8 protein-coding genes and 1 pseudogene are annotated in these 7,728 nt (G+C 66.6%); all 9 read right to left on the bottom strand.

Annotated elements, in window-relative coordinates:
* On the bottom strand, window positions 1–210 hold a 210-nt coding region (locus BP858_RS02920), incomplete at its 3' end, for a hypothetical protein (RefSeq protein ID WP_286878797.1).
* A gap of 295 nt (window positions 211–505) precedes the next feature.
* A complete protein-coding gene (locus tag BP858_RS02915; protein WP_214166142.1) occupies window positions 506–1,354 on the bottom strand; it encodes a deoxyribonuclease IV in 849 nt (282 codons plus the stop codon).
* 25 nt (window positions 1,355–1,379) lie between these two features.
* Complete coding sequence (locus tag BP858_RS02910; RefSeq protein WP_074175732.1) at window positions 1,380–2,348, bottom strand: isocitrate/isopropylmalate dehydrogenase family protein; 969 nt, start codon at window positions 2,346–2,348, stop codon at window positions 1,380–1,382.
* Window positions 2,326–3,147, bottom strand: coding sequence for a DUF7714 family protein (locus BP858_RS02905; protein ID WP_062266572.1), 822 nt, complete (start codon window positions 3,145–3,147; stop codon window positions 2,326–2,328). The genes BP858_RS02910 and BP858_RS02905 overlap by 23 nt, the downstream gene beginning before the upstream one ends.
* Complete coding sequence (locus tag BP858_RS02900) at window positions 3,144–3,617, bottom strand: 3-isopropylmalate dehydratase (protein WP_074175731.1); 474 nt, start codon at window positions 3,615–3,617, stop codon at window positions 3,144–3,146. The genes BP858_RS02905 and BP858_RS02900 overlap by 4 nt, the downstream gene beginning before the upstream one ends.
* Complete coding sequence (locus BP858_RS02895) at window positions 3,617–4,828, bottom strand: 3-isopropylmalate dehydratase large subunit (protein ID WP_214166145.1); 1,212 nt, start codon at window positions 4,826–4,828, stop codon at window positions 3,617–3,619. Before BP858_RS02895 ends, BP858_RS02900 begins: the two co-directional genes overlap by 1 nt.
* Window positions 4,825–5,955: a homocitrate synthase family protein gene (locus tag BP858_RS02890; RefSeq protein ID WP_281767575.1), complete on the bottom strand. Its 1,131-nt coding sequence runs from the start codon at window positions 5,953–5,955 to the stop codon at window positions 4,825–4,827. The genes BP858_RS02895 and BP858_RS02890 overlap by 4 nt, the downstream gene beginning before the upstream one ends.
* A complete protein-coding gene (locus BP858_RS02885) occupies window positions 5,936–7,207 on the bottom strand; it encodes a thiamine pyrophosphate-dependent enzyme (protein WP_286878796.1) in 1,272 nt (423 codons plus the stop codon). Before BP858_RS02885 ends, BP858_RS02890 begins: the two co-directional genes overlap by 20 nt.
* Window positions 7,204–7,728, bottom strand: a pseudogene (locus BP858_RS02880) (radical SAM protein); the annotation flags it as partial. The pseudogene BP858_RS02880 and the gene BP858_RS02885, both read right to left, overlap by 4 nt.

Below are 7,728 nucleotides of genomic sequence, written 5' to 3'. Positions count from 1 at the left end.
GGGGCCGCTCGAATAGTAGATCGACTTTCCGTTCCTTCCGTCCTCCCAGACAACCGTACCCCCGTCGATGCCGGGATGCTCCTGCGATCCTCCATCGATACAGATCGAAACGATATCCCCCGGGGCCCTCTCCCCGGCCATGGCAGGCGATGCCAGTAATCCTATGGCAATGGCGGTACAGATAACAATCAGCGCTTTACATGCAGTCATTCTTGTATCACCACGATGAGAACGCCCCCTTCGTCCCACGCGATGGTGTCTGTATGCACGCCGGGGAAACGGGGTTCCCTCGCCGGCGTATAAACGGAAATCCTGTGGAATTCCGGAGAATCACCGGGACACCTCAGGATAAAGGGTTCGCGCGTTGCAGGATAGAGTTAGCAATATAAATATCTTACTATAAAATAGGATGGGTTGAGAAAAAATATCTGATTATTATAAAAATTATGCAATATTTGCTGCCCGGGGGCCGGCGCGATCCCGCCGGAGCGACGTCCCCGGGCGCTCACGCCCCCGCAAGTTCCCGGACCTTCGCGATATTCCCGGCATCGTCCCGCCGCTCGTCCACCGGCGTCTCGCAGATGAGTGGGAGGCCCCGGATGGCCGGGTGGCGGAGGATGTGCCTAAACCCCTCCTCCCCGATGGACCCAAGCCCGATATGCTCGTGCCGGTCAAGCCCGCCCCCGAGGTTGCCCTTGCTGTCGTTGAGGTGGATGACCCGGAGATGCTCAAGGCCAATCCGGTCCTCAACCTCCCCAAACACCGCATCGACCCCCTCCGCTGTCCTGAGGTCGTAGCCGGCAGCGAAGGCATGGCAGGTATCAAAACAGATCCCGATCCGCTCTTTCGCATCGATCCCCTCCCTGATCCGGGAGAGGTCAGCGACGGTCGTTCCCACGCTGTTCTTCTCGCCGGCGGTGTTCTCGAGGAGGAGCATCACATTCCCCTCACCCGCATCGGCGAGCGCCCGGTTGATGGCGGTGATAACCCGCTCCTGCCCCGCATCGGTCCCGGCACCACGGTGGTGCCCGAGGTGGGTCACGAGGTAGGGTATCCCGAGGAGGTCGCACCGCCCAAGCTCCCCGGTGAGCGCCGCGACCGATTTTTCATAGATCGCATCGTCGGGCGAGGCCGGGTTTGGGAGGTAGGGCATGTGGTCGACGACCGGGCCGAGCCCGGACGCACTCACAGCCTCCTGGAACGCATCGACAGCCCCGGGGTCGAGGTCCTTTGCCTGCCAGCCCCGGGGGTTCCGGGAGAAGATCTGAAACGTATCGCACCCCCGCTCGCCGGCCCTCCCGACCGCACGGTCGATCGAGCCGGCGATGGAGACGTGGCATCCTACCTGCACCATACCATACCCGTCAACCCAGAAGCGTTTAGGCCTTCCCCCGCCCGACCTCACGGAGCACCGCCGCCCCGAACTCCCGGGTTCCGGCAGTGCCGCCGAGGTCCGGGGTCCGGACGCCCACATCCACCACCCGGCGGACAGCCCCTTCGACGGCCGCCGCCGAAGCAGGGTCGCCGACATGACGAAGCAGCATCGCGGCGCTCCTGATCGCCGCGATGGGGTTTGCTATATTCTGCCCGGCGATATCAGGGGCGCTCCCGTGCACCGGTTCAAAGAGGGCGTGCCGCTCCCCGATATTCGCGCTCGGGAGCATCCCGAGCCCCCCCACCAGGTAGGCGGCGGCGTCGGAGAGGATGTCCCCGAAGATGTTGGTCGTCACGATGACGTCGTAGCGGTCGGGGTGCATCAGGACGTCGAGGCAGAGCGCGTCGATGTAGCGGGCCGTGCAGGGAACATTGGCCCGGGCGGCCTCAGCCATGCAGACCTCGACGAAGAGACAGTCTGACTTCAGGACGTTCGCCTTGTTGCCGACGGTGAGGTGCCGGCGGGACTTTGCGAGGGTGCAGGCATACCTGGCTACCCGTTCGCTCCCGCGCCGGGTGACGACCCTGACCGTGCAGGCCCGGTCCGGCTCGGTCCACTCGATGCCTGAGTAGAGCCCCTCGGTGTTCTCCCGCACGATAACGATGTCAACATCGCCTCCCTGTATCGGGCGGACGTTTGCGTAGAGGTCGAGGTCGTGCCTGATCTGCAGCACGGCGCTCCGGTAATCGGGATCGGGCGGCGTCGTGATGGCCCCGAAGAGGATGGCGTCTGCTGACCGGAGCTCCGCCATCGTCTCCTCCCCGCAGGCGCACCCGGTCCGCTCCCAGAGCCCGTAGCCTACCTCAACATCGAAGAACTCAAAGTCAGGGCGCACGGCCGCGAGGATATCCCGGGCGACCGGGACGACCTCGTGCCCGATGCCGTCGCCTTCAACAACCGCTACCTTTACCATCACGGTCCCTCCATGCAGCCGTGACGCGCACGACCGCCTCTGCGATATCCCGCGGTGACGCGCCCCAGTGTACCACGGCGCCGAACTTGCCGTTCCAGCGCCCAAGACCCCCCCGCTCGCTCCGGCAGCACCTGGCAATGAACGGCTCGCTTCTCACCGCCTCGAGCGGACAGGTGTTCTCCACCGCAATCTCTTCCCCATAACACTCCCGCACCAGATCTCTTGCCGTCAGGCACCCTGCGACCCGATCGCCCGGCCGAACCTGGTCGGCGTCGAGGGTGCGGATAAAACCGGCCACACGGCAGGGGTAGACGTCGGCCTCGATCTCCCGGATATCCCTGACGTGGTGCTCGAAGACGACCTCGAGGTCGCCGAAGAGCCCTGTTTCCTCAAGATCCTGAAGCGTGGCCGAGAGGTGAGGCCGGGGCGGGGTGATGTCGTAGACGTGAATGCGGAGGAACCCCGAGAGGTCAGGGTCGAGAACGAACGTGGTCTGACCGTCGTGGCCGGAAAATACGGTGCACCGGTGCCCGGACCTGAGCGCCGCCTCCAACAAGAATGTTCGGTCGTGGACGTTCACCAGGTCAGGGTGGCGGTAGACCTCGTCGCCTGCGGCGAGCACCCGGGTCGAGAGCACACGACGCATCAGCCCGGCGCCTTCCGGATCGGTCTCCACCTCGAGCACCTCAGGCCCGTCGGCGGTCTCCCGGATCAAGTAGCGCGAGAGGAAGTAGGCACGGTTGCCGCACGGGGTGCCGGTCACCATCCCGACGTACTTGCAGTGCGCAGGAAAGATCACCGGCGCGACCTCCAGTAGGGAACCAGCCCTCCGGCACGGAGGATGGCGACCATCTTTGCTGAGAGCGGGCGGGCGGGATAGCGCTCCCCATCCACCTCCACCCATCCCTCGTCAAGGTCGAACGCGACGTGAGCGCCGTCGGTGCAGGAGGAGACCGGGGCCTCGATCACCGGCAGGCCGACGTTGACGGCGTTTCGGAAGAATATCCGGGCAAAGGACGGGGCGACGACACCGACCACCCCGGCCTCCCTGAGGGCGACCACCGCCTGCTCCCGGGACGACCCGCACCCCATGTTCCTCCCGGCGACGATGACCACACCCCTGATACGCCCGGCGAGCGTTGGGTCCAGATCCTCGAGGACGTGTTCAGCCCAGACCGAGCGGTCCTTTGTCCGGAGGTAGCGGCCCGCGATGATCTGGTCGGTGTCGACATCGTTTCCGAGGCAGACCGCTGGCCCGACTCCCTGCATCACGCCACCTCCGGGACCGCAATCTCGCCTGCGAGCGCGCTCGCCGCTGCGGTAGCGACCGATGCGATGTAGATCTCGCCGCCCACACCCATCCGGTTCTTAAAGTTCCGGTTGGCGGTGGAGAGGCAGACCTCGCCCTCACCGAGCACTCCCATGTGCGCCCCGAGGCACGGCCCGCACCCGGGCGGCGCCACCATGCACCCCGCATCCACGATATCGGCAAGGACGCCGGTGGCGATCGCCCGGGAAAGCACCGCCCGGGAGGCGGGGACCACCAGCGTGCGGACCGCCACCTTCCTCCCCCGGACGATGCGGGCGAACCGGGCGAGGTCTTCGTAGCGACCGTTTGTGCAGGTCCCGACAAAGACCTGGTCGATCTGCGTGCCAGCGACCTCCGCCACCTCGCGGACAGTATCCACCCGGTGCCGGATCGCGACAAGGGGCACGATATCTGATAGATCGATATTGACCTCACGCTCGTAGCGGCAGTTCTCCGGGACCTGTGGTGATGCCGAAACCCCATGCTCCGCGAGATAACGGACGGTGGTTGCATCGGCGTAAAACATCCCGGCTTTCGCCCCGGTCTCGACCGCCATGTTGCAGAGCGTCAGCCGCCCGTCCATGGAGACGCCCGCCGCCCCGTCGCCCACGAACTCCAGCGCCCGGTAGGTCGCCCCCTCCATCCCGAGTTTTGCGACGTAGGCGAGGGCGGCGTCCTTCGGCTCCGCGGCGCCGGAGAGCCTGCCCGAGAGCCGGAGCGCGATCGTCTCAGGGACCCGGAACCACGTGCCCCCCGACGCCCAGATCGCCGCCATATCGGTCGCCCCCACCCCGGTGGCAAACGCGCCGAAGGCGCCGAGGGTGCAGGTGTGGGAGTCGGCACCCGCGACGATCATGCCGGGCCGGACGAGCCCTTCGCTCATCACCTGGTGGCAGATCCCCCCGCCGGCGTCAGAGAGCGCGACGCCGGAGGATCTGGCATACCTGCGGAGCTCGGCCTGGAGCGTCGCCGTCGTCCCGGTGTTCGCCGGGACAATGTGGTCGAAGATGAGGTGCAGCCTCTCAGGGTGGGGGAGCCGCTCCACCCCCATCTCACGGAGTGCCTCCCTTGCGAGAACGCCGGTCCCGTCATGGGCGAAGGCGAGGTCGACATCGCGGTCCACGTACTCACCCGCCGGTGCGCCGAGGATCCGCTCTGAGAGCGTGCTCATTGGGGGATTCCCTCCTTTGCCTGCCTGAGGAATCCGCAGAGCACCTCCCGGGTGACGCTGCACTTCCCCTCACTCCTCTGTTTGATCTGTCCAAGCACCCACCGCGCCTGCTCGTCCGAGAGGTTGAAACCGTAGGCATTCGCGATATGCTCAAGCGCCCGCTTCCCGGTGTGCTTCCCGAGGACAAACCGCCGCTCGCCGCCCACCAGTTCCGGAGGGATGGACTCATAGGTCGGCGGGTCTTCGAGGATGGCGGCGATATGGATGCCGCTCTCGTGAGCAAAGGCGTTCTCGCCGACGATCGGTCTGACCTGGTCCGGGTAGATTCCCGAGACCTGGGCGACCAGCCTTGAGATCTCCTGGAGCCTGGAGAGGTCGTAGCGGTCGATGCCGCCCTTCATCCTGAGCGCGACGAGCACTTGTTCGAGCGCCGCGTTCCCGGCACGCTCGCCGATACCGTTGACAGTGGTATGGAGCTGGAACGCCCCTGCGGCTGCAGCAGTGATGGTGTTTGCCGCCGCAAACCCGAGGTCGTCATGACAGTGGATGCAGAGCGGGTGCGGGGCCTCTGCCAGGATCCCGGAGACGATCGCATGGATCTCAAGCGGGGTGAGATATCCGACCGTGTCCGCAAAACTGAGCAGGTCGGCGCCACATTCGGCGCCCCGGTTATACATCTCCACAAGGAACGCCGGGTCGGTTCGTGAGGCGTCCTCGGCCGCGAACCGCACCTGCACCCCGTGGTCGGAGGCGAACTCCACCATAGCGAGGGCGTCCTCGAGCACCTCCTCCCGGGGCCTCCGGTACTTGTGCCTGATATGGAGGTCTGAGGTCGCGATGAAGATGCTGACGATATCCACGTCGCAGTCGAGCGCCGCCTCGATATCGGGCCGCAATGCCCGTGCAAGGCAGCAGACCCGCGCGTCAAGGCCGCTTCGTGCGATAGCGGCGACGCACTCCTTCTCTGCCGGTGATACAACCGGGAAACCGGCCTCGATCACCTCCACGCCGATCTCATCAAGCATCAACGCGATCGCCATCTTCTCGTCACGGGTAAACGAGACGCCGGGAGTCTGCTCCCCGTCTCGCAGTGTTACATCACAGATCTCAATATTCCAGGGTTTCATGGTGTCCAGCCTCAGGGCAGGTGCCTTCGATCACCACCGTGCGGGGTCCCGGTGGGGGGACCAGAACCCGGCGAAGCGCCGCGGTGTCGTCTGCGCTGCAGACGACCGGGTCTGCCCAGGCGATGTAACGAAGGATGTCGGGGACGGGGTGACCGCCGGTCATGCCCATCCGGTTGTTCGCAAGGACGATGCAGAGGAGCGGGAGCTGGCGCTCGTAGACGTCGATGAGGGCGTTTAGCCCCGAGTGCAGGAGTGCGTAGTCGCCGGTGAGCGCTACCCCCGTACCGGTCGCCGCCACGGCGACCGATGAGCCGAGCCCGTAGGAGGCGATGCCGATACGGTAGGGCGGGTTCATCGCGAGGATCGCGCACCCGGCGTCGCAGGCGGCCTGCATGCCCCGATCGCGCAGGATGGCGAGGGCAGGGTGGAACGGGCAGTCCCGGCAGAAGGTCCGGCAGTACCCCCGCGAGGAGAACCTCTCAGGCTCTCCGGTGGGCTCTGGGGGGGCGAGCAGCCGGTGCTCACCGAGGAAGGAGCGGCCGATCTCCCGGGTCCGGGCGAGCACCTCAGGGTCGGCAGGCGGCGGGTAGACCGTGACCGCCCGGGACGCTCCCTCCGCGGGGCCGGTCCCGACCGTGCCGCCGGAGAACCGGTTGAGGGGCGAGGACCGCGACCAGGCAAACATCGCCCTGGTTCCCCGGTCGCTCGCCTGCGCCCGTCCGGCCATCGTGAGCCCCGGGTCTGCGAGGCTTCCTCTCTGGTCGCTCCGGGATGCGGAGGTTTCCGGGACATCCGCGTCCAGGAGGTCGGGGGTGACCCTGACGATAGCCACGCGGGAGAAGGTCTCTGAAGCCTCAAACGCCGCCTCGACCGCCGGCGCGAGTGTCTCGCCGTCCGGCTCCAGTACCGGAACCCGGGCAATCTCGCCGTAGTAGCGGGAGTCCTGCGTGACGTCTGATGCGACAGCGCGCACATCGTCGCCGACGACCACCACGACGCCGGCCCGGAGTCCCTGGGCGGTGGCGTGCACCAGCGGGTCCGCACAGGCGTTGAGGCCCACGTGCTTGACCACGACAGCGGCCCGGCGGCCGGCGAGCGAGTCGCCGAGGGCGTACTCGAGCGCCACCTTCTCGTTTGTGGTGATCGCGGCCCCGGTTGCGGCGGCGAGCCCGGAGACCGGGTAGCCGGGGACGGCGTACCAGCGGTCTGCCGACCGCCGGAGCGCGAGCGCCAGCGCCTCTGTGCCCTTCATGCATCCCTCCCCGGCACAAGGTCGCAGCCGGTGCATGCCGCGCACATCGTCAGGGCCCGGCCGGGGTCGAGCCCGGCCTGCCTGAGGATTCGCTCGTGGATGTCATAGAGCCTGAGCATTCGATCGGCGGACGGCCGGGGCCTGCCGGCGAGGGACGCTGCCGGGGTGAGCGGGCGGAGGATAGGGATGACGCCGATCCCGGCAAGGCCCTCGATGACCCGTTCTAGGTCTTCGTCGGTCTCCCCGAGGCCGACAATGACATTTGAGTAGACCCTCCCCCGCCCGAAGAGCGGCACGGATTGCCGCAGCGCCTCCCAGACCGCCTCCCACGAGAGGCCGGGGCACATCTCAGAAAAGAGCGCCGGTGTCGCCGTCTCAATGTTGAACTTCACCTCAGCGACGCCGAGGGCGTGGAGCCGGGCCGGGGTCTCTGGTCCCGGGTATATCGAGACCCCGATGGGGAGAGAAAACGGCAGGAGCGCCTTCACAACGTCGAGGACGTATGCCTCTTCCTCCTCGAT

It is taken from the genome of Methanoculleus sp. UBA413 (assembly GCF_002502935.1).
Lineage (GTDB): Archaea > Halobacteriota > Methanomicrobia > Methanomicrobiales > Methanoculleaceae > Methanoculleus > Methanoculleus bourgensis.
The sequence above is the reverse complement of the archived record's forward strand: the minus strand, read 5'-3'. Positions and strand labels throughout refer to the sequence as shown.

What these genes read in the sequence shown, in the direction of transcription:
- BP858_RS02915 (WP_214166142.1), bottom strand. Translation starts at nt 1,354, where the DNA reads ATGGTGCAGGTAGGATGCCACGTCTCCATCGCCGGCTCGATCGACCGT.
- BP858_RS02910 (WP_074175732.1), bottom strand. Translation starts at nt 2,348, where the DNA reads ATGGTAAAGGTAGCGGTTGTTGAAGGCGACGGCATCGGGCACGAGGTC.
- BP858_RS02900 (WP_074175731.1), bottom strand. Translation starts at nt 3,617, where the DNA reads ATGCAGGGAGTCGGGCCAGCGGTCTGCCTCGGAAACGATGTCGACACC.
- BP858_RS02895 (WP_214166145.1), bottom strand. Translation starts at nt 4,828, where the DNA reads ATGAGCACGCTCTCAGAGCGGATCCTCGGCGCACCGGCGGGTGAGTAC.
- BP858_RS02890 (WP_281767575.1), bottom strand. Translation starts at nt 5,955, where the DNA reads ATGAAACCCTGGAATATTGAGATCTGTGATGTAACACTGCGAGACGGG.
- BP858_RS02885 (WP_286878796.1), bottom strand. Translation starts at nt 7,207, where the DNA reads ATGAAGGGCACAGAGGCGCTGGCGCTCGCGCTCCGGCGGTCGGCAGAC.